The organism is Curtobacterium sp. MCBA15_013 (assembly GCF_001865095.1).
In the GTDB taxonomy this organism is placed as follows: domain Bacteria; phylum Actinomycetota; class Actinomycetes; order Actinomycetales; family Microbacteriaceae; genus Curtobacterium.
On the sequence record NZ_MJGQ01000008.1, the window covers coordinates 1 to 24,989 of the forward strand.

General features: G+C 72.9%; 26 protein-coding genes. 9 read left to right on the forward strand and 17 right to left on the reverse strand.

From position 1 onward, the window contains the following. Positions 1-174: 174 nt before the first annotated feature. A complete protein-coding gene (locus BIV01_RS05845; RefSeq protein ID WP_071302343.1) occupies positions 175-1,113 on the reverse strand; it encodes a DNA-3-methyladenine glycosylase family protein in 939 nt (312 codons plus the stop codon). 186 nt (positions 1,114-1,299) lie between these two features. Between BIV01_RS05845 and BIV01_RS05850 the strand changes: the two genes are divergently transcribed. The 4 genes from BIV01_RS05850 (at position 1,300) to BIV01_RS05865 (ending at position 4,959) form a co-directional block, all read left to right on the forward strand. Continuing rightward, the gene (locus tag BIV01_RS05850) at positions 1,300-2,328 is read left to right on the forward strand and encodes a 6-phosphofructokinase (RefSeq protein ID WP_070419301.1); all 1,029 of its coding nucleotides are present in this window, start codon (positions 1,300-1,302) and stop codon (positions 2,326-2,328) included. A 56-nt stretch (positions 2,329-2,384) separates the two neighbouring features. Next, on the forward strand, positions 2,385-3,362 hold the full coding sequence (locus BIV01_RS05855) for an MDR family oxidoreductase (RefSeq protein WP_071302212.1): 978 nt from the start codon (positions 2,385-2,387) through the stop codon (positions 3,360-3,362). Between the two features lie 80 nt (positions 3,363-3,442). Further along, positions 3,443-4,123: a GntR family transcriptional regulator gene (locus BIV01_RS19675; RefSeq protein ID WP_070417351.1), complete on the forward strand. Its 681-nt coding sequence runs from the start codon at positions 3,443-3,445 to the stop codon at positions 4,121-4,123. 41 nt (positions 4,124-4,164) lie between these two features. Next, positions 4,165-4,959, forward strand: coding sequence for an ABC transporter ATP-binding protein (locus BIV01_RS05865; protein ID WP_071302213.1), 795 nt, complete (start codon positions 4,165-4,167; stop codon positions 4,957-4,959). 235 nt (positions 4,960-5,194) lie between these two features. Here BIV01_RS05865 and BIV01_RS05870 read toward each other — a convergent pair whose 3' ends face one another. From BIV01_RS05870 to hemE, 12 genes are all read right to left on the reverse strand, one after another. Next, positions 5,195-5,668 (reverse strand): DIP1984 family protein, encoded by a 474-nt coding sequence (locus BIV01_RS05870; RefSeq protein ID WP_071302214.1) that lies wholly within the window; start codon positions 5,666-5,668, stop codon positions 5,195-5,197. 99 nt (positions 5,669-5,767) lie between these two features. Beyond that, complete coding sequence (gene hemL, locus BIV01_RS05875) at positions 5,768-7,099, reverse strand: glutamate-1-semialdehyde 2,1-aminomutase (protein ID WP_071294329.1); 1,332 nt, start codon at positions 7,097-7,099, stop codon at positions 5,768-5,770. Continuing rightward, positions 7,096-8,097, reverse strand: a complete 1,002-nt coding sequence (gene hemB, locus BIV01_RS05880; protein ID WP_071294368.1) for a porphobilinogen synthase — start codon at positions 8,095-8,097, stop codon at positions 7,096-7,098. Before hemB ends, hemL begins: the two co-directional genes overlap by 4 nt. A 50-nt stretch (positions 8,098-8,147) precedes the next feature. Beyond that, the gene (locus BIV01_RS05885) at positions 8,148-8,705 is read right to left on the reverse strand and encodes a uroporphyrinogen-III synthase (protein WP_175473646.1); all 558 of its coding nucleotides are present in this window, start codon (positions 8,703-8,705) and stop codon (positions 8,148-8,150) included. Positions 8,706-9,164: 459 nt separating this feature from the next. Beyond that, positions 9,165-10,151: a hydroxymethylbilane synthase gene (gene hemC, locus BIV01_RS05890; protein WP_083413793.1), complete on the reverse strand. Its 987-nt coding sequence runs from the start codon at positions 10,149-10,151 to the stop codon at positions 9,165-9,167. Then, a complete protein-coding gene (locus BIV01_RS05895) occupies positions 10,148-11,383 on the reverse strand; it encodes a ferrochelatase (RefSeq protein WP_441294373.1) in 1,236 nt (411 codons plus the stop codon). Before BIV01_RS05895 ends, hemC begins: the two co-directional genes overlap by 4 nt. Beyond that, the gene (gene hemQ, locus BIV01_RS05900) at positions 11,380-12,105 is read right to left on the reverse strand and encodes a hydrogen peroxide-dependent heme synthase (protein WP_071294326.1); all 726 of its coding nucleotides are present in this window, start codon (positions 12,103-12,105) and stop codon (positions 11,380-11,382) included. The genes BIV01_RS05895 and hemQ overlap by 4 nt, the downstream gene beginning before the upstream one ends. 57 nt (positions 12,106-12,162) lie before the next feature. Next, positions 12,163-12,393 carry a DUF3618 domain-containing protein gene (locus tag BIV01_RS05905; RefSeq protein ID WP_070417357.1) on the reverse strand — a complete coding sequence of 77 codons (231 nt, stop codon included), beginning with the start codon at positions 12,391-12,393 and terminating at the stop codon, positions 12,163-12,165. A gap of 43 nt (positions 12,394-12,436) precedes the next feature. Beyond that, a complete protein-coding gene (locus tag BIV01_RS05910) occupies positions 12,437-12,895 on the reverse strand; it encodes a phage holin family protein (RefSeq protein ID WP_071294325.1) in 459 nt (152 codons plus the stop codon). Continuing rightward, entirely contained in the window at positions 12,892-13,146 is a 255-nt protein-coding gene (locus BIV01_RS05915) for a hypothetical protein (RefSeq protein ID WP_070417359.1), read from the reverse strand. The genes BIV01_RS05910 and BIV01_RS05915 overlap by 4 nt, the downstream gene beginning before the upstream one ends. A gap of 98 nt (positions 13,147-13,244) precedes the next feature. Then, positions 13,245-14,594 (reverse strand): protoporphyrinogen/coproporphyrinogen oxidase, encoded by a 1,350-nt coding sequence (locus BIV01_RS05920; protein ID WP_071302216.1) that lies wholly within the window; start codon positions 14,592-14,594, stop codon positions 13,245-13,247. Further along, on the reverse strand, positions 14,591-15,715 hold the full coding sequence (gene hemE / locus BIV01_RS05925) for a uroporphyrinogen decarboxylase (RefSeq protein ID WP_071294323.1): 1,125 nt from the start codon (positions 15,713-15,715) through the stop codon (positions 14,591-14,593). Before hemE ends, BIV01_RS05920 begins: the two co-directional genes overlap by 4 nt. Positions 15,716-15,805: 90 nt before the next feature. On the opposite strand from hemE, the gene BIV01_RS05930 reads away from it, so the two are divergent. Then, entirely contained in the window at positions 15,806-17,128 is a 1,323-nt protein-coding gene (locus tag BIV01_RS05930) for a glutamyl-tRNA reductase (protein WP_071302347.1), read from the forward strand. 23 nt (positions 17,129-17,151) lie between these two features. Continuing rightward, positions 17,152-17,556, forward strand: coding sequence for an NUDIX hydrolase (locus BIV01_RS05935; protein ID WP_302847422.1), 405 nt, complete (start codon positions 17,152-17,154; stop codon positions 17,554-17,556). 1 nt (position 17,557) lies between these two features. On the opposite strand, the gene BIV01_RS05940 is transcribed toward BIV01_RS05935, so the two are convergent. Beyond that, a complete protein-coding gene (locus BIV01_RS05940) occupies positions 17,558-17,833 on the reverse strand; it encodes a hypothetical protein (protein ID WP_071294322.1) in 276 nt (91 codons plus the stop codon). Between the two features lie 103 nt (positions 17,834-17,936). On the opposite strand from BIV01_RS05940, the gene BIV01_RS05945 reads away from it, so the two are divergent. Further along, on the forward strand, positions 17,937-18,626 hold the full coding sequence (locus BIV01_RS05945; protein ID WP_071302217.1) for a DUF4232 domain-containing protein: 690 nt from the start codon (positions 17,937-17,939) through the stop codon (positions 18,624-18,626). 19 nt (positions 18,627-18,645) lie between these two features. After that, positions 18,646-19,062 (forward strand): GNAT family N-acetyltransferase, encoded by a 417-nt coding sequence (locus tag BIV01_RS05950; protein ID WP_071302218.1) that lies wholly within the window; start codon positions 18,646-18,648, stop codon positions 19,060-19,062. A gap of 78 nt (positions 19,063-19,140) precedes the next feature. On the opposite strand, the gene BIV01_RS05955 is transcribed toward BIV01_RS05950, so the two are convergent. Genes BIV01_RS05955 through BIV01_RS05965 form a run of 3 tightly spaced genes read right to left on the reverse strand, consistent with a single transcriptional unit; the run spans position 19,141 to position 23,516 of the window. Next, positions 19,141-20,097 (reverse strand): serine hydrolase, encoded by a 957-nt coding sequence (locus BIV01_RS05955; RefSeq protein ID WP_071294319.1) that lies wholly within the window; start codon positions 20,095-20,097, stop codon positions 19,141-19,143. Beyond that, the gene (locus BIV01_RS05960; protein ID WP_071302219.1) at positions 20,097-22,061 is read right to left on the reverse strand and encodes a M13 family metallopeptidase; all 1,965 of its coding nucleotides are present in this window, start codon (positions 22,059-22,061) and stop codon (positions 20,097-20,099) included. Before BIV01_RS05960 ends, BIV01_RS05955 begins: the two co-directional genes overlap by 1 nt. 39 nt (positions 22,062-22,100) lie before the next feature. Beyond that, the gene (locus tag BIV01_RS05965) at positions 22,101-23,516 is read right to left on the reverse strand and encodes a hypothetical protein (RefSeq protein ID WP_071302220.1); all 1,416 of its coding nucleotides are present in this window, start codon (positions 23,514-23,516) and stop codon (positions 22,101-22,103) included. 101 nt (positions 23,517-23,617) lie between these two features. Here BIV01_RS05965 and BIV01_RS05970 point away from each other — a divergent pair, with 101 nt between their 5' ends. Next, positions 23,618-24,955 (forward strand): uracil-xanthine permease family protein, encoded by a 1,338-nt coding sequence (locus BIV01_RS05970; protein WP_071294316.1) that lies wholly within the window; start codon positions 23,618-23,620, stop codon positions 24,953-24,955. Positions 24,956-24,989: the final 34 nt, after the last annotated feature.

The following is a 24,989-nucleotide window of genomic DNA, read 5'->3' on the forward strand; positions in this document are numbered from 1 at the left end:
CGCACAACCAAAGTCACGTTGCGCCGCGCGGATGCACGGCTCGGGCGCACTTTGGTTGTGCGAACGCCTCCGGCGCCAGCGGCCCGGCGGCGCGCCAGCGCGCACCGGCACGGCGCCAGCGGCGCGCGGCACGGCGCCCGCGGCCGGGCGCGCCGGCGCGGCCGCCCCCGCGCCTCAGTGGTACCGGTGGTCCTGGATCGTCAGGCGCGGCCCGAACGACGGCTTCCGGAAGCCCGATCCGCCGATGAGCCGCACGACCCGCTCCCGGTGCCCCCGCCACGGCTCCAGCAGCTCGAGCATCCCGTCGTCGTCCACCGGTCCCCCGGTCAACGCCCACCCGACGAGCGCCGGCACGTGGAAGTCGCCCACGCTCGGGGAGTCCGGATCGCCGTGGGCGCGCTGCGCGGTCTCCGCCGCCGTCCACTTCCCGATGCCGGGGACCGACTGCAGCCGCGCAGACACGAGGGCCCCACCGCGACCGAGCGCCAGCGTCCGTTCGAGCGCCGGAGCCACCCGGACCGCCCGCATCACCGTCGCCGAACGACCGGGCTCGATGCCGGCGCGGTGCCACTCCCAGCTCGGGATCGCACCCCACCCGGCAGCGGTCGGCGGGACGAACATGTCCGCCGGGGCCGGTCCGGGCGCCGGTGTGCCGTACCGCCGCAGCAGGTACCGCCAGGCGCGCCAGGCCTGCCGCGAGGTGACCTTCTGCTCCATGATCGCGGGCACCAGGGCCGCCATCACGGTGTTGGTGCGGAGCAGGCGGAGGCCCGGTTGCCGGTGCCGGGCGTCGACGAGGAACGGGTGGCGGGACACGTCGAGGTCCGACCAGTCGTCACCCCGGCCGAGCAGTTCGGGAGCGTGCGACACCGCCCACTCGGCACCGTCGCCCCACGCCGAGACCGCGATGGCGTCGGGACCGGCACGGCGCACGAGCACCGAGGCCGGGCCGTCCGGTGTGCGGAGCGCGAGCCACGTGTCGGAGCCGACCACGCGGAAGGCGGGGTCGCCGGAGCCGCGCTGCAGGGGCCGGAGGGTCGCGCGGACGTCCACCGCGCCTCCTGGCCGGTAGACGGTGTCGACACGCGACACGGCCTCACCGACCCGCGACACGGCCTCGCCGACCCGCGCGGCGGCCTCGCCGACCCGCGCCGCAGACCCGCCGACCCGCGCCGCGGCGCCCTCGACGCCACCAGCGGCGGAGGACGGAACGGCGAGGGACACACGCAGGATGGTAATGCGGAACCACCGTCAGTCATGATGGGCGTGTCCCACTGCACCCCGACGACGGAGTTCCCCATGCGCATCGGCATCCTCACCTCCGGAGGCGACTGCCCCGGCCTGAACGCGGTCATCCGCGCCATCGTGCTGAAGGGCATCGCGATCTACGGACACGACTTCGTCGGCTTCCGCGACGGGTGGCGCGGCGTGGTCGACGGCGACATCGTCCCGCTCGGCCGCAAGGACATCCAGGGCATCGCCAAGCAGGGCGGCACGATCCTCGGCACGAGCCGGACGAACCCCTTCGAGGGTCCGAACGGCGGCGTCGAGAACATCGAGCGCACCCTCGAGCGGCACGGCATCGACGCCATCGTCGCGATCGGCGGCGAGGGCACGCTGGCCGCCGCGAAGCGCCTCACGGACGCCGGACTGAAGATCGTCGGTGTCCCGAAGACCGTCGACAACGACCTCGGCGCGACCGACTACACGTTCGGCTTCGACACCGCCGTCGCGATCGCGACCGAGGCCATGGACCGTCTTCGCACCACGGGCGAGTCGCACTCGCGCTGCATGGTCGCCGAGGTCATGGGCCGGCACGTCGGCTGGATCGCCCTGCACTCCGGCATGGCCGCGGGTGCGCACGCGATCCTCATCCCGGAGCAGAAGACGAGCATGGAGCAGATCGCCGCGTGGGTCCGGGCGGCCTACGACCGTGGTCGGGCGCCGCTGGTCGTCGTCGCCGAGGGCTTCGTCCCCGACCACGAGGACAACGCGCACACCGAGCGCGGCCTCGACGCGTTCGGGCGTCCGCGGCTCGGCGGGATCGGCGAGCGACTCGCACCGCTCATCGAGGAGATGACGGGCATCGAGACACGGGCCACCACGCTCGGCCACATCCAGCGCGGCGGCACGCCGACGGCGTACGACCGGGTCCTCTCGACGCGACTCGGCCTGGCGGCCATCGACTCGGTGGTCGAGGAGCGCTGGGGTCGCATGGTGGCGCTCCGGGGCACCGACATCGAGCACGTCTCCTTCGAGGAGGCGCTCGGCGAGCTGAAGACCGTGCCGCAGGCCCGGTACGACGAGGCCGCCATCATGTTCGGCTGACACGCGTCCGCAGGTCGGCCGGTCGTGGTCCTGGAGGCGCGGGTAGCGTCCGACGCGTGACCCGCGCAGTCCTCGTCTCCAGTTCCGCCCCGCCCACCGTCACCGAGGTCGACGTCGCCGACCCGACCGAGGGCGAGGTGCTCGTCGACGTCACGTACTCGAGCGTCAACTACAAGGACGGCCTGGCGCTCGCCCGGAACCCCGGCGTCGCGCGGGTCGACCCGCTCGTGCCCGGCATCGACGTCGTCGGCACCGTCTCGGCCCTCGGACCGGGCGTGCACGACGTCGCGATCGGTGACCGGGTCGTCGTGAACGGCGCCGGGCTCGGCGAGACCCGGCACGGCGGCTGGGCGGAGCACGCGGTGGTGCCGTCGGGGTCGCTCGTCGTGCTGCCGGGGTCGATCGACGACTCGTTCGCGGCCGCGATCGGGACTGCCGGGTTCACCGCGATGCTCAGCGTGCTCGCACTCGAACGGTTCGTCGAGCGGGGCAGCGGTCCCGTGCTCGTGACGGGTGCGTCCGGCGGCGTCGGCACGGTCGCGATCGCGCTGCTCGCTGCCCGCGGGTACGAGGTCACGGCCTCGACCGGACGCGCCGCGAACGACGCCTCGCTCCGGGCACTCGGCGCGACCGACGTCATCGACCGCGCGACCCTGTCCGAGCTCGGCCGGCCGATGCAGCGGGCGCACTGGGCGGGCGCGGTGGACAGCGTCGGGGGTGCGACCCTCGCGAACGTCCTCGCGGCGACCCGGTGGGGCGGGGCCGTGACGGCGTGCGGCCTGGCGCAGGACTCCGCGCTCCCGACCTCGGTGATGCCCTTCATCCTGCGGGCGGTGTCGCTGCTCGGCATCAACTCCGTCGACGCTCCACTTGCCCTCCGGCAGCAGGCGTGGCAGCGGCTCGCGACCGATCTCGACCCGGCGCTCCTGGCGGGCGTGACGCGGGTGGCCGGGCTCGAGGAGGCCATCGCCGTCGGACCCGAGGTCGTCGCCGGCAACGTGCACGGGCGCACGGTCGTCGCGGTCGATCGCTGAATACTAAGATTTCACAAGCGTTTGCATATTGACACGTTAGGATTTGAGTACAGAACACCTGAGCCTGTGAGGAGTCCGGCATGCCGGTACCCAAGTCCACCGTCGAGAACTCGCCGCGGAAGCTCCTGCGCGACGTCGTGCTCGAGAAGATGCTCGCCGCGATCCAGGACGGCACGCTCCAGGCGGGCGAGCGCCTCAACGACGACGAGCTCGTGCAGTGGCTCGGGGTCAGTCGCACCCCCATCCGTGAGGCGATCGCCAAGCTCGTCGACTACGGCCTGGTCGAGATGGAGGCGAACCGGTACACCCGCGTCGCCACCCCGACCGGCAAGCAGGCCGCCGACACCACCCAGGTCCTCGGCGGGTTCGTCGAACTCGCTGCGCGCTGGGGCGTGCCGAAGCTCGACGCCTCCGCAGCCAAGGCGCTGACCGAGCACCTCGAAGCCGTGCGCTCGTACTCCGAGCAGCAGGACAAGCGCATGGACGCCGAGCTCGAGACGGTCATCTCGCTGCTCGTCGACGCCGCCGACAACGAGCTGCTCGACAAGTTCGCCGAGTCGCTCCTGCCCCGTGCACGGTTCCTCTCGCTCGCCCAGGGTGCGTGGCAGTTCTGGGACTACAAGCACTCGGTCGACCCGCTGCGTGCGGCCATCGCGAAGCGTGACGGCGACGCCGCCGCGGCCGCGATCCGTGCGCTGACCGCGACCGCCGAGCAGCAGGCGGACGAGCTCCGCGCTGCCGGGACCGCCGCCGCCGGCTGACCCGTCCAGCGTTCCCCGGCCGCCTGGGCCACGATGGACCCGTGAGCAGCAACGACGACGTCCTCATCCGGGCGGCCCGGGTCCGCGTGACCCGGTCCGGCCGGGACCTCCTGCACGACATCGACCTGACCGTCCGGCGCGGGGAGCACTGGGCGCTCCTCGGGCCGAACGGAGCCGGGAAGTCGACGCTGCTCGCGGTCCTCGGCGCCACCGGGCACCCGACGGCCGGCACCGTCGAACTGCTCGGCCGACGACTCGGACGCGTCGACGTCCGGGAGCTCCGCGAGCACATCGGGCACGTCGACCCCCGCCACCGGATGCTCTCGCCGCTGACCGTCCTCGAGACCGTGCTCACCGGGCTCACCGGCACGACCGACCTCATGATGCGGTGGGAGCCGACGCCCGCGCAGGTGGCCACCGCCGAGCAGCACATCGCCGACGTCGGGCTGACAGCGCGTCGGGACGCCCGCTGGCCGGTCCTGTCGCAGGGCGAACGCGGACGGACGCTCATCGCCCGGGCGCTCATGTCCGAGCCGCAGCTGCTCCTGCTCGACGAACCGGCGACCGGGCTCGACGTCGCTGCGCGCGAACACCTGCTCGAGACCGTCGACGCCCTGCGCCACCGGCACCCCGAGCTCGGGAGCGTGATGGTGACGCACCACCTCGAGGACCTGCCCGCGTCGACCTCGCACGCGATGCTGCTGCGCGACGGGGTCGCGGTCGCCCAGGGCACCTCGGACGAGGTCATCACGTCGTCGGCGGTCTCGCACGCCTTCGACTTCCCGCTCGCGATCCTCCGGGCCGAGGGGCGCTGGGCCGCCCGCCGCGCGTCCTGAGCCGCGGCGCGCCGGACTCCGGGGCGGTGCTGTCCCCTGTCCCACCCTCGGCGATCCGGTCGGTACGCGGTGATGCGTGGTGCCTCGTGCCCCGTCGCCGGTGCGCGGTGCTGGGCTGCGTTGTGCCGGCTCGCGCCGCGGCGCTGCCCACTGCGCCACATGAGGACCGGTTTGCCCGCCGGTCCGTCGGGTCCGTACCCGCCCCGGTCCGCCTACCGACGCACCGCCCGTCCGATCAGTCCGTCGTCTCCAGGAGCGCCACCTCCCAGTTGCTGCGCTGGATGGTCGCGTCGAGCTCGCGGAGCTCCTTGGCGAGCTCGTCCGCCCGGGACCGCAGGGTCGCGGTCGGCAGGGCGGCGAACGTGCGGAGCTCGCTGCGGAGCTGTCGGTACCCGCCACCTCCGCCCGCGGTCGCGTCCGCGGCACCGGTCACGAGCGCGTGCCGGAGGCGCAGGGCGTCCCGGCGTGCGAGGAGCGTCGTGATGGTCTCGCCCGAGGCCAGCCGGGTGGACGCGTTCGTCGCGTTGATCCGGGCGAGCAGCACCTCGAGGTCGTCGACGGCCCGCTCGGCCTCGGCGAGCAGGGACGCCGCGTCCTCGTCGGGCTCCTCGCCCTCCTGGTAGCGGGCGTTGGCGGCGATCCGCGAGCGCAGCTGCTCGATGCGCTTCTGCAGGTCGGCGCGCTCGATGAGGGCCTCGGCGAGTTGCATGTCGCCATCCAACCAGCGCACGCGGCACACCGCCGGGTGCGGCGGACGGGAGGCGCGGGTCCGGCCCGACCCGCGCCTGCCGTCAGGCAGGTGGTGGCGTCACGCCGTGGCGCGCGCGGCCGCCTTCGCCGCGGCCGGCAGTGCGTCGAGCACCCGTCCGACGGCCCGGTCGTCGTGCGCCGCCGTGACGAACCACGCCTCGAAGACACTCGGGGGCAGGGTCACCCCCGCGTCGAGCATGGCGTGGAAGAACGGCGCGTACCGGAACGCCTCCTGCGCTCGGACGTCGTCGTAGTTCCGCGGGGCGGTCTCGGTGAACGCGAACGAGAAGAGGTTGCCGGCGTGCTGGACGGTGTGGGCGACGCCCTCGGCGGACAGGGCGTCGCTCGTCGCCGTCGCGATGGTCGCCGCCGTCCGGTCGAGGTGGGCGTAGACCTCGGGCGTCGCGGCCCGCAGCGTGGCGATGCCCGCGGCGACCGCGAGCGGGTTCCCCGACAGCGTGCCCGCCTGGTAGACGGGGCCGAGCGGGGCGAGGTAGTCCATGACCTCGCGCCGACCACCGAGTGCGGCGAGGGGCATGCCGCCGCCGATGACCTTGCCGAACGTGACGAGGTCGGGCTTCCACCCGGCGCCGTCCGGCACGACCTTCGACGCCTCGAGGCCCCACCACCCGGCGGAGCCCACCCGGAAGCCGGTCAGGACCTCGTCGACGATGAGCAGCGCACCGTGCGCCTGCACGATCTGCGCCAGGGCCCGGTTGAACCCACGCTCGGGGGCGAGGACGCCCATGTTCGCGGCCGCTGCCTCGACGATCACGCCCGCGATGCGCTCGGAGTGCTCGTCGAACGCGCGACGGACGGCATCGAGGTCGTTGTAGGGCAGCACCAGGGTCTGCGCGGCGGTCTCGGCGGTGATGCCGGCACTGCCGGGGAGCGCGAGCGTGGCCACACCCGAACCGGCCTCGGCCAGCAGGGAGTCCGAGTGGCCGTGGTAGTGCCCGGCGAACTTCACGAGCAGGTCGCGACCGGTGTACCCGCGGGCGAGCCGGATCGCGGTCATCGTCGCCTCGGTGCCCGTGGACACCATGCGGAGCTTCTCGATCGGGCCGTCGCCGTCCACCGACACCCGCTGCTTCACGAGCTCGGCGAGTTCGGTCTCCCCCGGGGTCGACGCCCCGAAGCTCAGCCCACGGGCCGCCGCCTGCTGCACGGCCTCGACCGTCGCGGGGTGGGCGTGCCCGAGGATCGCGGGCCCCCACGAGGCGACGAGGTCGACGTACTCCCGCCCCTCGGCGTCGGTGACGTACGCACCCTTCGCGCTCGTCAGGAAGCGGGGCGTCCCGCCGACGGAGCCGTACGCCCGGACCGGCGAGTTGACCCCGCCGGGGATGCTGTTCTTCGCGCGGCCGAAGAGCTGGTCGTTCGTGGTCATTCTGGGGCCTTCCCGGTCGAGGCGATGCCGTCCACGGCACTGGTGCTGCCGGAGGTGCGGAGTCCCGCCTCCTCGTTGAGCTTGCGAGCGATGTCGACCGCGAAGTAGGTGAGGATCGCGTCGGCGCCGGCGCGCTTGATGCCGACGAGCGCCTCCATCGCCGCGGCGTCGCGGTCGATCCAGCCGTTCTGCGCGGCTGCGGTGATCATCGCGTACTCGCCGGAGATCTGGTACGCCCAGACCGGCACCGGCGAGGTACGTGCGGTCTCGGCCAGCACGTCGAGGTAGCTCATCGCCGGCTTCACCATGACGATGTCGGCACCCTCGGCGATGTCCTGCTCGACCTCGCGGAGGCCCTGCCGACCGTTCGCGGCGTCGATCTGGTACGTGCGACGGTCGCCCACGAGCGAGGAGTCGACGGCCTCGCGGAAGGGTCCGTAGAACGCACTCGCGTACTTGGCCGCGTACGCCAGCAGCGCCGTGCCGCTGTGCCCGGCCGCGTCCAGCGCGTCCCGTGCGGCGGCGATCTGGCCGTCCATCATGCCGCTCATGCAGACGAGCTCGGCACCGGCCTCGGCCTGCACGACCGCCATGTCGCGGTACCGCTCGAGCGTGGCGTCGTTGTCGACCGAGCCGTCCGCGGCCAGGACGCCGCAGTGCCCGTGGTCGGTGAACTCGTCGAGGCACAGGTCGGACTGCACGACGAGCGCGTCACCGACCTCTTCGCGCGCGACACGGATCGCGACGTTGAGGATGCCGTCCGGGTCGGTCGCGCCGGATCCCTGCGCGTCCTTCGACGTCGGCACGCCGAACAGGTTCACGCCGCCGATCCCGACCGACGCCGCCTCGTGCAGGGCACGGCGGAACGAGTCGAGCGAGTGCTGCTGGACCCCGGGCATGCTCGTGATGTCGATCGCCTCGGTCGCCCCCTCGCGGATGAACATCGGCAGCACGAGCTCGGCGGGATGGAGCCGGGTCTCGGCGACGAGTCGACGCATCGCGCCGGTCGCGCGGAGTCGTCGGGGGCGGACCTGGAGGAAACGGCCGGTCACTTCGGTGCCTTCCTGTTCGGGGCGGTGGGGTTCAGGGACTCGACGACGGCGTCGAGCAGGGCTTCTGCGGATCGGGTCCGGGCGACCGCGTGCACGGTCAGGCCGGCGGCGCGGGCTTCGGCAGCGGTCCCGGGTCCGATGCACGCGACCACGGTGCGGGGGTCGAGCGGGGTCATCCGCCAGGCGATCTCGCGAGCGATGCTGCCGCTCGTCACGAGCACGGCGGCGGGCGGGGAGTCGAGGACGACCGGCTCATCGCCGGTCCCCACGGTACGGTACGCGACCACGTCGTCCACGTCGATCCCGCGGGCGCGCAGGGTGTCGACGACGGTCGGGGCAGCGAGGTCCGAGCGTGGGAAGAGGACGGTGCCGGAGGTGTCCGGCAGCGCGTGCGCGAGCGCGGCGCCCGAGGACTCGGACGGCACCAGGTCGACGACCCAGCCCGCAGCACGCGCGGCACGGGCGGTCGGCTCGCCGACCGCCGCCACCCGCAGGTCGGACGGGAGGCGCGCCACCCGTTCCGCGACCACCCGCACGGCCGTCGCACTGGTCACCACCATCCACGCGTACCCGGCCACGTCGGTGCCGTCGGTGCCGTCGGTGCCGTCGGTGCGGGCGGTGCCGTCGATCGCGGGTCCCGAGCGGGCACGATCCGGCCCGGTCGGCCCGGCTGGGCGGCCGGTTCCGCCCGCTCGCCGACCGGCCGACGGCGCGTCCTGCCCACTCGCCGACGGCGCGTCCTGCCCACTCGCCGACTGCGGACCGGACCCGGCCGGCGGAGGTGCGTCGTGCCTCCTGGACCCGCCGGACGCGATCAACCGGTCGACCGCAGCCTCGAGGGCGGACCGATCCGTGGGTGCCGCGTCCGCGATCAGCGGGACGACGAGCGGGTGCAGCCCGCGCTCGCGAGCGGCCGCGGCGACCCGGTCACCCCACGCCCCGCCGCGCGGGACCAGGACGACCGGCTGTCGTGCCGCGTCCGCGGTGCTGACGTCGGGGTGCGTGGCGACCGCCTACTCCGCCGAGGTCGCGAGGTCCGCCAGGTCGGCCGCACCGTTCTCGAGCAGTTCGGCGGCGACCCGGCCACCGAGCTCGAGCGCCTCGGTCAGGCGGTCCTGTGCGGAGCCGTCGAGCACGGCGGCGTGTGATGCGGTGCGGTACTCGGAGCCGTCGGGCCGGTAGACCGTCGCGGAGACGAGGAGCATCTCGGCATCGACGATCGCGGTGGCACCGATCGGAGCGGAGCACCCGGCCTCGAGCTTCGCGAGCACCTCGCGCTCGGCGGACACGGTCAGTCGGGTCGGCGCGTGCTCGACCTTCCGCAGGGCCGCGAGGAGGTTCCGGTCCGTCTCGTCCGCGCGGGTCTCGATCGCGAGCGCTCCCTGCCCGGGGGCGCTCGGCCAGAAGCCGAGGTCGAGCAGCTCGGTCGCCGCGTCGAGCCGGTCGATGCGCGTCAGGCCGGCGGCGGCGAGGACCACCGCGTCGAGGTCGTCGTCCACGCGTCCGAGGCGGGTGTCGATGTTCCCGCGGATGTCCACCACGTCGAGGTCGGGCCGCTTGGCCTTGAGCTGCGCGACGCGGCGGGGCGAACCGGTGCCGACCTTCGCGCCCTCGGGCAGGGTCTCGATGGTCGCGGCGTTCCGGGCGACGAGGACGTCTCGGGCGTCGGCACGCTTCGGCACCGCGGCGATCGTCAGCCCCGGGTACGGCGCGGTCGGGAGGTCCTTGAGGGAGTGCACCAGGACGTCGACCTCGCCCGCGACGAGTGCTTCGCGGAGCGCGCTGGCGAACACGCCCGTGCCGCCGAGGCTCGCGAGGGAGGCGCGGTTCGTGTCGCCCTCGCTCGTGACCGTGACGAGCTCGACCGGTCGACCGGACGCCGTCGCCAAGCGGTCGGCGACGTCCTGCGACTGGGCGACCGCGAGCCGGCTGGCACGGGTGCCGAGCCGGATCGGGGTCGGGCCGTCGGGGCTGCCGATCGGCGCGGACGCGTCGGTCACGGGGCGAGTCCGGCCGCGGCGGGCTTGAACCCGGCGCGCACGTTCTCGCAGCACCCCGGACGGCAGACGTCGTACCAGGGACCGAGGTCGGTCAGGTGCGGGCGCTCGCTCGTCGGGGTGCCGTTGACACGCTCGAGGACGAGGTCCACCAGACCGGAGACGTAGGCCGGGTCGACACCCGGAGTCTGCGTCCGCACCGACCAGAAGCCGAGCTCCTGAGCGGTCTCGGTGGCCTCTTCGTCGAGGTCCCACATGACCTCCATGTGGTCGCTCACGAAGCCGAGCGGGACGATGAGCACGGCACGGGTCGGGCCGCCCTTGAGCTCCTCGTTCATGTAGTCGTTGATGTCGGGCTCGAGCCACGGCTGCGTCGGGGGGCCCGAGCGCGACTGGTAGACGAGCTTCCACGGCGGCGTACTGGTGCCGCGGAGCGACGCGTGCTCGGGCTGCTCGAGCAGCTCCGCCCACGCCTGGTCGAGGACGACCTGCGCGACGGCGAGGTGCTGGGCCTCGTACGCGCCGTGCTCGTCGAAGCCCCGGTAGTCGGGGCCGGACTTGGCGGCGTCGGTCGACGGGATCGAGTGCGTCGAGAACAGCACGTGCAGCTCGGTCTCCACGTCGAGGCCGTCGTTCTCGGCGATCGCACGCGCCATGCCGTCACGGACGCCGTCCACGAACGGGCGGACGAAGCCCGGGTGGTCGAAGAACTGCCGGACCTTGTCGATCTGGATGGTGTCGATCAGACCGGTCTCGGACAGCACGCGGGCGTAGTCCTCGCGGTACTGGCGACAGCTCGAGAACGACGAGTAGGCGCTCGTGGCGATCGCGATGAGCTTGTTGTAGCCCTTGTCGGCCGCCTCGGTGAAGGCCTCTTCGAGGTAGGGCTCCCAGTTGCGGTTGCCCCACAGGACCGGCATGTCGATGCCCCGCGAGGCCAGCTCGGCCTCGAGCGCGGCCTTGAGCGCACGGTTCTGCGCGTTGATCGGGCTGACGCCGCCGAAGTGCCGGTAGTGGTGGGCGACCTCTTCGAGGCGTTCGTCCGGGATGCCGCGGCCCCGGGTGACGTTGCGCAGGAACGGGATGACGTCGTCCTGGCCCTCGGGTCCGCCGAAGCCGGCGAGCAGGATCGCGTCGTACGCGACCGGGACCTCGACGTGCTCGGGACCGTCGGCGGCCGCGGGGGTCGCGGCGAGGACGGCCTGACCGTTCGTGATCATGCTGGTGTCGGTCACGAGAGCACCTCCGGCAGCTCGGTGGTCGTCACGCGACGACCGGTGAAGAAGGGCACCTCTTCCCGCACGTGCATGCGGGCTTCGGTGTAGCGCAGGTCGCGCATGAGGTCGACGAGGTCGACGAGGTCCGGGCTCTCGAGCGGCAGGATCCACTCGTAGTCGCTCAATGCGAAGGTGGCGATCGTGTTCGTCAGCACGCGGCGGTACTTCGCGCCGGCGATGCCGTGGTCGCGGAGCATCTTCGAGCGCTCCTCTTCCGGCAGGAGGTACCACTCGTAGGACCGGACGAACGGGTAGACCGTGATCCAGGCCTCTGGCTCCTTGCCGCGCAGGAAGGCGGGCGTGTGCCGCTTGTTGAACTCGGCTTCGCGGTGCATCGCCATGGCGTGCCACACCGGCTCGGCGTCCTGGAAGAGCGCCGTGCGGCGGATCTCGCGGAGCACCGCCTGGATCGCCTGCGCGTCGTCGCCGTGCAGCCAGACCATGACGTCGGCGTCGGCGCGGAAGCCGGACACGTCGTAGAAGCCGCGGATCGTCACGCCGCGCTCGGCAGCGGCGGCGATGACGGCGTCGAGCTCGGCCACCGCGTCGTCGCCGACCGTGTGGATCGGCCCGAGCGGACGGCGGAAGACGGCCCACAGGGCGTAGGCCGTCAGCATGTTGGGGTCGATGCCGTCGGGGGAGGTCTCGTGTGCGTCGTGCGTGGGCACGGTGGAACTCATGTGTCCATTGTCCTATCGGTCACAAAGGTGACGCCGCTCCCCTTTCGACGGCGAGCGCTACCGCCGTCGGAGCACCGCTACGACGATACCCCCGACCACTGCCACGCCCGCTGCGAGCCCGGCCAGGTACGGCACCGGCTTCTCGTCGATCCCGCGCTTGACCTTCGACGCGGCGATGCCGATCTGCTTCGGGACGTTGAGCTTGTCCTCGATCGCGTCGAGGGTGTCGAACAGCTGGGCGCGGGTCGACGCGACGCGGTCGGCCAGGTCGTCGTGCTGATCGGTCACGTGGGTCCTCCGGGGTGTGGGGTGGTGGACGGGGCGGTCGTCGCTAGAAGCGGCCGCCGACGTCGGGCTTGCGGGTGCCGTACTGGGTCGGCGGGGTCGGCTTCTTGCCGAGGCCCTTCACCGCGTTGACGTCGTTCTTCACGCTGTCGATGGTGCGCTTCGGCGTGATCGGGAGCCCCTTCTTCAGGCGCTTCCAGCCGAGCAGGCCGAGGATGCCGGCGACGATGAGCATCACGACGGCGATCACGAGTGCTGCGAGCCACGCGGGCATCACGGTTGCGAGCCCCATGACGGCGGCGGTCAGCAGCACGCCGATCGCGTACAGGACGATGACGAGCGCGCCCACGAGCAGACCCGCGGCGAGGCCGAAGATCTTCGCCTTCGTCAGCATCTCGGCCTTGAGCAGGTTCAGCTCACCCGTCACCAGCTCCTTGACGAGCTTGGGGACGTCGCCGACCAGGCCGAACAGCGAACGCGGCTTGCGGTCGCGGGTGTCTGTCATGAGGCCTGGCTGTCCTTCTTCTGCCCGACCTTGCGGACGACCTTCTTCGTCTGCTCACCGACGAACTCGGCGACGTCGGGGGTCTTGTCGGCGATGAATTCCTCGGCGACGTGGACGCCCTTCTGGACGCCGTTGCTGTTCCAGATCTTGCCGCTGACGGTCTTGATCTGCTCGTACCGCGCCCGTCCGGCTCGCGATCCCAGGACGTACCCGAGAGCGGCGCCGGCGACGAACAGGAGCTTGCCTCGCATGTGCGATTCCTCCGTTGGGTCAGTGTGCGTGGTCATGCGCCGAACGGAATACGTCCGGCGTTCCTGCAACAGTAGCCCTCTCCCAGTGTGCGGTCCGCTCAGGAATCCAGGATGTGCTCAGCGGCGGTCCGTGCGGCCGCGACGATGCCGGCCAGCCCCCGGCCCGTCGACGCCTCGCCGATCCCGACGACCCCGTCGGCGAGCCCCGCGGCGGTCGTGTCCGGCCCGTGCCACCGGACACGTGCGGCACCGACCACGGCGGACGGCGCGATCGGCACGCCGAGCAGGGCGGAGGCGTCCTGAGCGGCGCGGGTACCGATCGCGTCGTACGGGTCGACCGGGAGGCTCCTCCCGGTCTCGACCGCGTCGGCCGCGGCTCCAGGGGTGGTCGCCGCGACCCCCGCGTCCGTGGTCGCGTAGCTCAGCCGCAGGACGTGCCGGCCCCCGGCCGCCTCGGCCAGCCACGGCCACTTCACCGTCGCGTGCGTGATCGCCTTCGCCCGGACCCCGGGTGCGTCCGGGTGCACGAGCATCCCGGTACCCCGCGGCGCCGCGTCGAGTTCGTGCTGGTCGACCACGAGCGTCACGAGCTCGATGCCCGTGCGCACGGGTCCGGCCGTGCGGGCGGGGTCCGCCGTCGAGGCGAGGACGTGCTCGGCCACCAGTCGCTCGGTCTCGCCGTCGTCGGTGCGGACCTCGACGGCGTGCTCCTCGATCGCGGTGGCCCGGGTGTGCAGGCGGACGTCGACGCGGTAGGTCTCCATGTCGGCCACGAGCTCGTCGACGAGCCGCACGGTGCCGCCGCGGATGCCCTGCACGGCGGACCCCGCCGTCGCACGGGCCCGGAGTGCGAGGACCGCGCGGGCGAGGGAGCCCTCGCGCAGCAGCGCCGCCCGGAGCCCGGGAGCCACCCGGTCCGGGTCGAGGTCGTCCGGGTGCGTCGAGTGCACACCGGCGACGATCGGTACCACCAGGTCGTCGAGGACCTGCTCGCCCATGCGCTTCCGGACCAGCTCGCCGAGCGACGGCGCCTTCGACCCGACGAGGGACGGCAGCAGGGAGTCCATCTGCGCCCGGAGCGCCGCCTTCTGCCCGACCACCGCGAGGACGTCGGCCGCCATCGGGCTCCCCGGGATCCCGAGCAGTCCGGTCTGCGGGATCGGGGACGTCCGGCCGTCGCGGGTCATCAGCCACGCACCGCGCGGGTCCGGCGTGGTGACCTCGTTGCCGAGGCCGAGTTCTATCGCCAGCCGGCCGACGGCATCGTTGCGGGTCGCGAACGAGTCCGCCGCCATGTCGAGGTCGAGTCCCGCGACGGTGTGCCGACGGACCATTCCGCCGAGCACGCCGGAGCCCTCGACGAGGACGACGTGCGCGCCGCCCTTCGCCAGGTCCCGCGCCGCGATGAGTCCGGCGACCCCGCCGCCGACCACGACGACGTCGGTCACGCCCGCACTCCGGTCGCCGCGGCCGTCCCGTCCCCGAGCTCGTGGACGAGGGACACGATGCGGGTGAGCACGGTCGGGTCGGTCTCCGGCGGCACACCGTGCCCGAGGTTGACGACGTGCGCCCGGGCCGCACCACCGCGGCGGACGACGTCGCGCACGTGGGCCTCGAGCACCTCCCACGGGGCGGAGAGCATCGCCGGGTCGATGTTGCCCTGCACGGTGACCCCGGTGCCGACCCGGCGCACGGCCTCGTCGAGCGGCAGCCGCCAGTCGACGCCGACCGCGTCGACGCCGACCCGGTCCGTCCCGAAGGTCGTCATGTCGCGCAGGACCTCGCCGCTGCCGACGCCGAAGTGGATGCGCGGGACGCCGAGGTCGGCGACGTGGGCCAGGGCGTCGGCCGAGTGCGGTGCGACGCGGGTGACGTAGTCCTCGCGGGAGAGCGAGCCCACCCACGAGTCGAACAGCTGTGCGGCGGAGGCCCCGGCGAGCACCTGGGCCCGGAGGAACGCCCCCGACACCCCGGCGGCCCAGGCGAGCAGGCGCGACCAGGTCTCCGGGTCCGAGTGCATGAGCGTCCGGGCGCGGATGTGGTCCTTCGACGGTCCGCCCTCGACCAGGTAGGCCGCGAGCGTGAAGGGCGCCCCGGCGAACCCGATGAGCGGGGTGTCGCCGAGCTGCTCGACCGTGCGCGCCACGGCGTCCGTGATCGGGGCGAGGGCAGTCGCGTCGAGCTGGCCCAGCGCGTCGACGTCGGCCGGGGTGCGGATCGGGGACGCCAGCACCGGCCCGCGCCCGGGGACGATCTCGACGTCGACGCCCGCGAGCTTGATCGGCACGACGATGTCGCTGAAGAAGATGCCGGCGTCGACCCCGTGCCGGCGGACCGGCTGCAGCGTGATCTCCGACGCCATCGCCGGGTCGAGGCAGGCGTCGAGCATGGCCGTGCCGACGCGCAGTTCGCGGTACTCCGGCAGGGACCGGCCGGCCTGACGCATGAACCACACCGGCAGGGTCTCCGGCCGGTCGCCGCGGAGCGCCCGGACGAGGGGCGAGCCCGACGTCCGCCCGGAGACGAGCGGGTGCGAGGCGGGGAGGGCGGTCGTGGATGCGTCGGTCACCGCACGATTCTCCCATCGGCGAACGGAACGTATCCCGAGCACGCACGATGGGAACGGGAGCCGGGCGCAACGCGAGTTACCATGGAAGACGTGCTCATCTGTCTCACGGCGTCGCATCGCAACGCCAGCTTCGATCTCCTGGAGCGACTGAGCATCGGCGCACCGACCGCCGCGAGCCGTCTCGTGACGGACTCCGACGTGCTGGACGGGGCCGTCGTCCTCGCCACGTGCAACCGCTTCGAGGCCTACCTCGACATCGCCGGCGACGACCGCGACGCCGCCGTCTCGGCCACCGTCGACGCCGTCGCCACCGCGAGCGACCTCGACCCCGCCGAGGTCCTCCGGTCCGTCAACGTGCTCGGCGGCAAGGACGTCGTGCAGCACCTCTTCGCCGTCTCGAGCGGCCTCGAGTCCGTCGTCGTCGGCGAGACCGAGATCTCCGGGCAGGTCCGCCGCTCGCTCGAGGACGCCCGCTCGAACGGCACCACCACCTCGGACCTCGAGCGGCTCTTCCAGGAAGCCGCGCACACCTCCCGCGGCGTCAAGACCCGCACCCGCATCGGCGCTGCCGGCCGGTCGCTCGTGCGGCTCGGCCTCGAGCTCGCGTCCTCCCGCGTGACCGACTGGGGCCGGACCCGGGTGCTCCTGATCGGCACCGGCAGCTACGCCGCGACGACCATCGCCGCCCTGCGCGACCGCGGCGCCGACACCATCCAGGTCTTCTCCCCCTCCGGCCGGGCGCCGTGGTTCGCCGCCAAGCACGACCTCGTCGCCGCACACGACCTCCGCCAGGCCATCGGTTCGAGCGACGTCGTGATCACCTGCACCTCGAGCGAGGTCCCGGTCGTCGAACCGGCCGACCTCGACGACGGCGTCCGGCGCATCGTCATCGACCTCGGACTCCCCCGCAACGTGGACCCCGACGCGGCCGACGTCGACGGCGTCGAACTGCTCGACCTCGAGACCATCAGCATCCACGCCCCGATCGCCGAGCTGAACGCCGAGTCCGAGGCCCGCGCGATGGTCGAGGACGCTGTGTCCCGCTTCCGCGCCCAGGCCCTCGAGCAGTCGACGACGCCGGCGCTCGTGGCCTTCCGCAAGCACGTCTTCGACATCCTCGACGACGAGATCGACCGCGCGAAGCGTCGTGCGGACGGCGACGACGCCTCGGCCGAGCAGACCGAGCGCGCCCTGCGGCACCTCGTCGGCGTCCTGCTCCACCGTCCCTCGGTGCGCGCTCGCGAACTCGGCCGCGCCGGTCGCGGCGAGGAGTTCGTCGGGGCGCTCGACGCACTCTTCGGTGTCCGTCCCGAGCCCGAGGCGGAGCTGCCGTCGCCGGTGGTACCGCTCGCGGAGCGCACCGCGCCCGAGCGGATCGACCGCGACCGCACCGACGAGGCGGACGCGAGCTGAGCCTCCAGGGCCACCCCGCGACCCTGCGTGTCAGTGCGCTGCTGCTGGTGCGCGATCGCCGCGTGCTCATGGTGCGCGCGCGGATGCGCGACGTCCTGTACCTGCCCGGGGGCAAGGCGGAGCCGCACGAGAGCGACGTCGAGGCCGCCGTCCGCGAAGCCTTCGAGGAGACCGGCCTGCGGCTGACCGCCGACGACGTCGAGCCGTTCGGCACCGTCACCGAGCCGGCGCACGGGCAGGCCCCGGGCACGATGGTCGCGATGGCACTGTTCCTGGTCCGTCCAGGAGGCGCGCTCGACTCCGCCACGCCGGTCGCCTCGGCAGAGGTGGACGAGGTCGAGTGGGTCACCTCCGCGGATGCGGACCGGTGCCCGCCTGCGGGCGTGGAGACGCTCCGCCGCCTCGTGGCGGCGGAGCTGATCGACTAGGTCAGACCTGGTCGCGGTCGGTGTAGTGCCCGACCTCGCCGTCCGGGGTGGGTTCGGCCTCGCCGGGGATGTCCGACTCGACGTACTCACCCTCGCCGTCGCCGCCCTCGGGACGGGTCTCGCCGGGGATGTCGCTCGAGACGAACTCGCCCGCGGGCTCGTTCGACGCCACGGGGGGCTCGCCCGGGATCTCGCTGTCCGTGAAGGACCCGGCACGGGGCTCGACGCCGTCCGACCGGCCCTCGTCGCCGCGTGCCTGTTCGTGCTTGCCTGCCATGTCGACCTCCGTTGCTCGTGCGCTGGCGCGTGCCCTGGAGTGTCCTCGGGGCGGCTGGGCGCCACCCGAGTCGTGTACCCCGGGGCGGTGGTTGCGTTGGCTCATGCAACGTCGCGCTGGTTCCCCACTGCTCGTCGCCGTCGGCATCGTCGCCGTCGGTCTGCTCGCCGGCTGCTCGTCGGGCGGCACCACGACCCCGTCGGCCACGACGACGGAGACCGTCACGGCGACACCGACGTCGGCACCGACGCCGTCGCCGTCGTCCGCGGCCTCCGGCTCGGCGTCGTCGCCGAGCGCGTCGGGCGGATCGTCCGGTGGTTCCTCGGGTGCAGGGTCCGCGGGCGCTGGGTCCTCGGCGTGCGCCACGTCCTCGCTCGCCGGGAGCATCGAGGCCGGCAGCGGTGGCGCTGCCGGGAGCACGTACGTCCACCTCGTCCTGCGGAACACCGGGTCGTCGACCTGCACGCTGCAGGGCTGGCCGGGGGTGTCCTTCGTCGGCGACACGAACGGCACGCAGATCGGCAACGCGGCGACGCTCGACCGGGCGGTGCCCCACCCGACCGTCACGCTGGCGTCCGGGCAGGAGGCCGTGGCACCGCTCAAGGTCACGAACTCGGAGAACTACCCGGAGTCGACGTGCGACCCCACCTCGCCCGACGGCTTCCGGGTGTACCCGCCCGGGTCGAAGGAGTCCCTGTTCGTCCCGTACACCGCGTTCGCCGCGTGCCGGTCGGAGGACGTGACGGAGCTCGACGTGCAGGCCTTCGTCCCCGCGGGGCAGGCCGCCGACTGACGTCTGCCACGATGGGACCGTGGTGGTGATCGCGGAGGAACGACCGGGTGGGGACGAGCTCCTGGCGCTGTACCGCGACGTCGGGTGGACGGCGTACACGCGGGACCCGGAGACCCTCGTCGCCGCGGTCCTCGGGTCCCACCTCGTGCTGACCGCCCGGGACACGACGGGCTCGCTCGTCGGGCTGGTCCGGACCGTGTCCGACGGCGTGACGATCGTGTACGTGCAGGACGTCCTCGTCGCACCCGAGCACCACCGGGCCGGCATCGGCGGGGCCCTGCTCGACGGCGTCCTCGAGCGGTACGCACACGTGCGCCAGACCGTGCTGACGACCGATGCCGAACCGGGGCAGCGGGCGTTCTACGAGTCGCGCGGCTTCGTCGAGGTGCACGACGTCGTGCCGACTCCGCTCCGCTCGTTCGTCCTGCTCCGCTGACCGGAGTCGCTCACGGGGAACACCATCGTGCCCTCGTCGAAGGAGATCAGGTACTCGGTCACGAGCGTGAGGGTACGCTCAGCGGGCCGCGGGCTCGTGCACCGTCTCGAGCACCTCGGTGCCCATCGTCCGCAGGGCGTCGATGACCGCCAGCCGCCGCTGCAGCGAGTCGTCGTCGAACGTCACCGTGACGGCGTAGCTCACTGACGACCCGGGCCCGCGCAGGATCCCGGCCTCGGCCCGCACGCCCGTGCTCGACCCGGTCGCCGAGACGACCTGCAACCCGTGGTCCAGTGCCCGGTGCGCGAGCGGGTCCAGCCCGAACGACCCCGCGACGAGGCTGAGGTCGGACGCGAGGGACAGCCATCCGAGCACCCGGTTCGACACCGCCTCGTCGACGACCTCGCCGAGTGCCAGGCCCCGCATGAGCCAAGCGAGCTCGCCCGTCGGCGCGACCGAGGCGTCCGGAGCGTCGTCCGGCCCGCGACGGTCCCGCACCCGGTCGATGAGGGCGGTCCGTTCGATCCCGAGCGACTCGGCGCGCTCGCGGACGGCGTCGATCCCGACGGTCGAGAGCAGCGCGTTCATCGCCCAGGCGTCCGCACCGGCACCGACGAGGGTCGCCAGGTCGGACACCTGCATGGTCGGCTCCTGCAGGAACTGCCAGAGCCCGGCACCGGTCGCGGTGTCGCGCGCCATGCGCTGCAGCCGGTCGCCGTGCAGCCCGCCGTCCTCGAGCCGTGCCGCGACCTCGACGAGGAGCAGCACGCGGCCGAGGCTCGCCACCGGTTGGACGAGCGTGTCGTCCACGGCCAGCAGGGCCTTGCCCGTCGAGGTGTCGATCACCGAGGCGCTGACGGACGCGCCGTCCCGGGCGATGGCGCCGAGCGCCTGCAGCGTCGCGGCGAACCGGTCGTCGGCACCACCGCGGTGCCGCCCGCGCGCACGTCCGTCGGCCCCGCCGGCATGCTGCCGTCGCCGCGACCGGCGAGCCGCTCCGGGCTCCGACGACGGAGCCGCGTCCGGCTCGGCCATCACCAGATCGAGACGCGCTCGGCCGGGTCGAGGTACATCGCGTCCCGCTCGGTCACGCCGAAGGTGTCGTAGTAGACGTCGATGTTGCGGACCACCTGGTTGCAGCGGAACTCGGTCGGCGAGTGCGGGTCGATGCTCAGCAGACGGGCGGCTTCCTCCGGACGGATCGCCATCCGCCAGGCCTGCGCCCAGCTGAGGAAGAAGCGCTCGGCACCGGTGAGGCCGTCGACCACCGGCGGCTCCTGCCCGTCGAGGGACAGCAGGTACGCCTTCCACGCGATCGACAGCCCGCCGAGGTCGCCGATGTTCTCGCCGATCGTCAGGGCGCCGTTGACGTGGCCGTCCGGGACCTCGGTCGGGACGAGCGCGTCGTACTGCGCGATGAGGGCCTTCGTGCGCTCCTCGAACGCGGTGCGGTCCGCCTCGGTCCACCAGTTCTCGAGCCGGCCGTCGCCGTCGTACTGGGAGCCCTGGTCGTCGAAGCCGTGCCCGATCTCGTGCCCGATGACGGCACCGATCGCGCCGTAGTTCGCGGCGGCGTCACGCCCGGCCTCGAAGAACGGGAACTGCAGGATCGCCGCCGGGAACACGATCTCGTTGAACCCGGGGTTGTAGTACGCGTTGATCGTCTGCGGGGTCATGAACCACTCGTCGCGGTCGATCGGCTTGCCGATCTTGCCGAGCTCGCGGTCGACCTGGAAGCTCGCGACGGCGCGGACGTTGCCGATGAGGTCGTCGGCGGACACCGGCAGCGCGGAGTAGTCCCGCCACTTGACCGGGTACCCGATCTTCGGCGTGAACTTGTCGAGCTTGTCGAGGGCCCGAGCACGCGTCTCGTCGGTCATCCAGTCGAGGGCGGTGATGCTCTGCCGGTAGGCCTCGACCAGGTTCGCGACGAGGTCGTCCATCGTCGCCTTCGAGGTCTCGTCGAAGTGCTCCTGCACGTAGATGCGACCGACCGCCTCGCCCATGGCCCCCTCGACCAGCGAGACCCCGCGCTTCCAGCGCTCGCGCTGCTTGGGCGCACCGGTGAGCGCGGTGCCGTAGAACGAGAAGTTCGTCGCCGAGAAGGCGCTCGTCAGGTAGGCCGCGGAGGCGCGGATCACCTGCCAGCGCAGCCAGTCCTTCCAGACGTCCAACGGCTGGTCGCGGAGCAGCTCCGCCAGACCGGTCACGAACGACGGTTCGCGGACGACGACGGTCTCGAAGGCGCCGGCCGGTGCGTCGATCGCTTCCCACCAGAGGCGGAGGTCGATGCCGTCGGCGAGCGCCGCGACCTCGGCCCACGGCAGCTTGTTGTAGGTCTTCTGGCTGTCGCGGGTGGTGACGTTGTCCCAGTGCTTCGACGCCAGTGCGGTCTCGAGGGCGATGACGTGCTCGGTACGGTCGCCGCCGTCCTCGAAGCCGGCGAGCGGGAACATCGCGGCGACGAACTCGCGGTACTTCGTGCGGATGTCGGCGAAGCGGTCCTCGCGGTAGTACGACTCGTCGGGCAGCCCGAGGCCGGACTGCTCGAGGAAGACCACGTAGGACTCCGGGTCGCCCGGGTCGTTGTCGACGAAGAGCTGCAGGAAGCTCGGCAGGCCGAGACGCTCGAAGCGTCCGACCATGCGGATGACGTCGTCGACCGAGTCCACGGCGGCGATCTCGGCGAGCAGGGGCTCGATCGGCGCGGTGCCCAGGGCCTCGAGCCGGTCCTCGTCGGTGAAGGAGGTGAAGAGGTCGCCGACCTTGCGGTCCTCGGTGCCGGGCGCGGCCTGCTGGGAGCGCTCGATGATGTCCCGCACGGCGATCTCGGCGGCCTCGGCCAACACCGTGAACGAGCCGTACCGAGCCTTGTCGTCGGGGATCGGCGTCGATGCGATCCACGAGCCGTTCACGTGGCGGTACAGGTCGTCCTGCGGGCGGACCGCGGCGTCCAGCTCGTCGGTGTGGATCCCGGAGGTGCTTGCGACGTCGGTCATGCGGTCAACGATAGCCACCGTCGCCCTGATCGAGCGGTGTCAGCCACGGTGGGCACCCCGGCGCCCGAGTGCCCGCGCTCCCGCGAGCCCGCCGAGCCCCGCTGCGAGGAGCACCCCGGCGACGCCGAGCGGCACCGAGGGGTCCTCACCCGTGTACGCGAGCCGCCCGCCGGGCACGGCGGTGATCCGGCCCGCGGTGGCCTGCGGGGCGGCCCGGTGGTTGCCGGTGGAGACGCCGGGACCCGCGCCGGGACCAGGACCGTGCTCGGGTGCGGGGCGGACCGGGAGCCTCGGCAACACGAGTCGGAGCGCACCCTGCTCGACCCCCTGCACCCGCTGCCGGGCGACCACGACGTCCCCGGGCAGCGTCGCGCGCGGGACGACGAGTTCCCAGCCGCGACCGATCGCGGCGGTGATCGGTCGGCCGTCGGCCCCGTCCACCGGCGTCCCGCTCGCGGTCTCGAGCGCCACCACGCCGCCGGGCTCGCCGGTGCCGGAGAGCCGCACGGAGCCGTCGGCGAGCTCCTCGACCGAGCCGGTGATCGCGATCGGCACGGTGACGAGGGCGTCCGTCGTCCCGATCGGTGTCCCGTCGTCGAACGTCGTGACCGTGATCCGGTGGAACCTGACGGTCTCGGGGAAGGGCAGCTCCGCGCGCCAGGTGGTGTCGGTCGAGGTGGTGGCGACGACCGGTTCGCCGTCGGCACCGAGGACCGGCCCGGACGCGTCCGCGAACCGGAGCGTCGTGCCGACCGGCGCCCGTCCGGCGAGGGTGGTGCGCCGGGTCTCGCGGGAGGCCGAGGCGGTGCCGACCTCGGCCGCTCCGGAGAGCTCGTACGAGTCCCGGCCGATGCCGTTGACCGTGCCGTCGAACGCGCGCTCCACCACGATGTCGTGTCGGCCGGGGGCGCGGTCGCGCAGGACCGCGCGCCAGGGCGCACCGGCTTCGGCGACGACGTCCGCGACGGGTTCGCCGTCGTCGGTGACGACGTAGCGTGCCGGACGGCTCACCCCGCTGCCCTCGAGCGTGATGGTGCGGGTGAACGGATCGATCGTCGGGACCCACGTCGGCGGGAGCAGCCCGACCACCTCGACGGGCAGGTCGACCGTCTCGCCCGTCACCTGCGACGTCACGTGCAGCACGCGGGGCCCGGGGCCGACCCGGAGTCCGGCGCTCCACACGCCGTCGCGGACCTCGGTCCAGACGGTCTCTGCGCCGTCGACGGTGATCGCGACGCTGCCGCCCGTGGGTCCGGTCCCGGTCAGCTCGACGCGTCCGGTGGCGTGCTCGATCGAGCGGACCTGCGCGGTGAAGTCCGCCGCGGGGGTCGTCCGCTCGTGGGCCGGCGCGGCGACGGCACCGGTCAGGCCGACGACGGGCGAGAACGCCACGGCGAGCGCGGCGCACCAGGCGGCGATCCGCCGGTGCGGGGTGGATCGGACGGACTTCGACATGGGAAACGCTCCTCCTGTGGTACGTCACACACCATATACGGAGCGGCGGACATCCTCGGCGGGATCGTCACGAGCGGTGGACTGCCGCTAGCGTCGACCCCATGGGACTTCCGTGGAAGCTGCACGGGGACGGCGCGACCGTCTCCGCGACGACGATCGTCGCGCCGGACGAGCGCCTCACCTGGGGCCGGACGATCGGCCTCGGCGTGCAGCACGTCGTGGCGATGTTCGGCGCGACCTTCCTCGTGCCGTTGCTCACCGGCTTCCCGCCGGCGACGACGCTGCTCTTCAGCGGCATCGGCACGATCCTGTTCCTGCTCATCACCGGCAACCGGCTGCCGAGCTACCTCGGGTCGTCCTTCGCGTTCATCGCCCCGATCGCCGCCGCGACGAAGATCGGCGGCATCCCGCTGGCGCTGTCCGGGATCATCGTCGTCGGGGTGCTCCTCGCGGCCGTCGGCGCCGTGGTGCACCTGGCCGGCGCCGGGTGGATCGACCGCCTCATGCCGCCGGTGGTCTCCGGCGCGATCGTGGCCCTCATCGGCTTCAACCTCGCCCCGGCCGCCCGCGACAACTTCACGAAGGCCCCGGTCGTCGCGGTGATCACCCTCGCCGCGATCATCCTCGTGACCGTGCTCTTCAAGGGGCTCATCGGACGCCTGTCGATCGTCATCGGCGTGGTCGTCGGGTACGTGGCGGCACTGATCGCCGGCGAGGTCTCGTTCGACGCCGTCGGCAAGGCCGCCTGGATCGGTCTGCCCGAGTTCACCGCGCCCGCGTTCGACCCGTCGCAGCTCGCGATCTACCTGGCGTTCGTGCCGGTCGTCCTCGCGCTCATCGCCGAGAACGTCGGCCACGTGAAGGGCGTCGGACAGCTCACCGGTCGTGACCTCACCCCGCTCACCGGGCGAGCACTCTTCGCCGACGGCATCTCCACCGTCCTCGCGGGCGTCGGCGGCGGCTCGGCGACGACCACCTACGGCGAGAACATCGGCGTGATGGCCGCCACCCGGGTCTTCTCGACCGCGGCGTACTGGGTGGCCGCGATCGTGGCCGTCCTGCTCGGCCTCTCCCCGAAGGTGGGCGCTGTCATCTCGTCCGTCCCGCCGGGGGTCCTCGGCGGAGCGACCACCGCGCTCTACGGGCTCATCGGCGTCATCGGCATCCGGATCTGGGTCGAGAACCGCGTCGACTTCGCGAAGCCGAAGAACCAGCTGACCGCGGGCATCGCGCTCATCATCGGCATCGCCGACTTCACGTTCTCGTTCGGTCAGGCGAGCTTCGGCGGGATCATCCTCGGCACGGTCGCGGCGATCGTGGTCTACCACGTGATGGACCTCGTGGGCCGTGCCCGCGGGACCGACGAGGCGACGCCCGAGGCGCCGGAAGCGGCCCACGCCGCCACCGGCGGGGTCCCCGCCGAACCGCGCGCCGACTGACGCGGGTACCCGCCGGACGGGAGGCGCGGGTCGG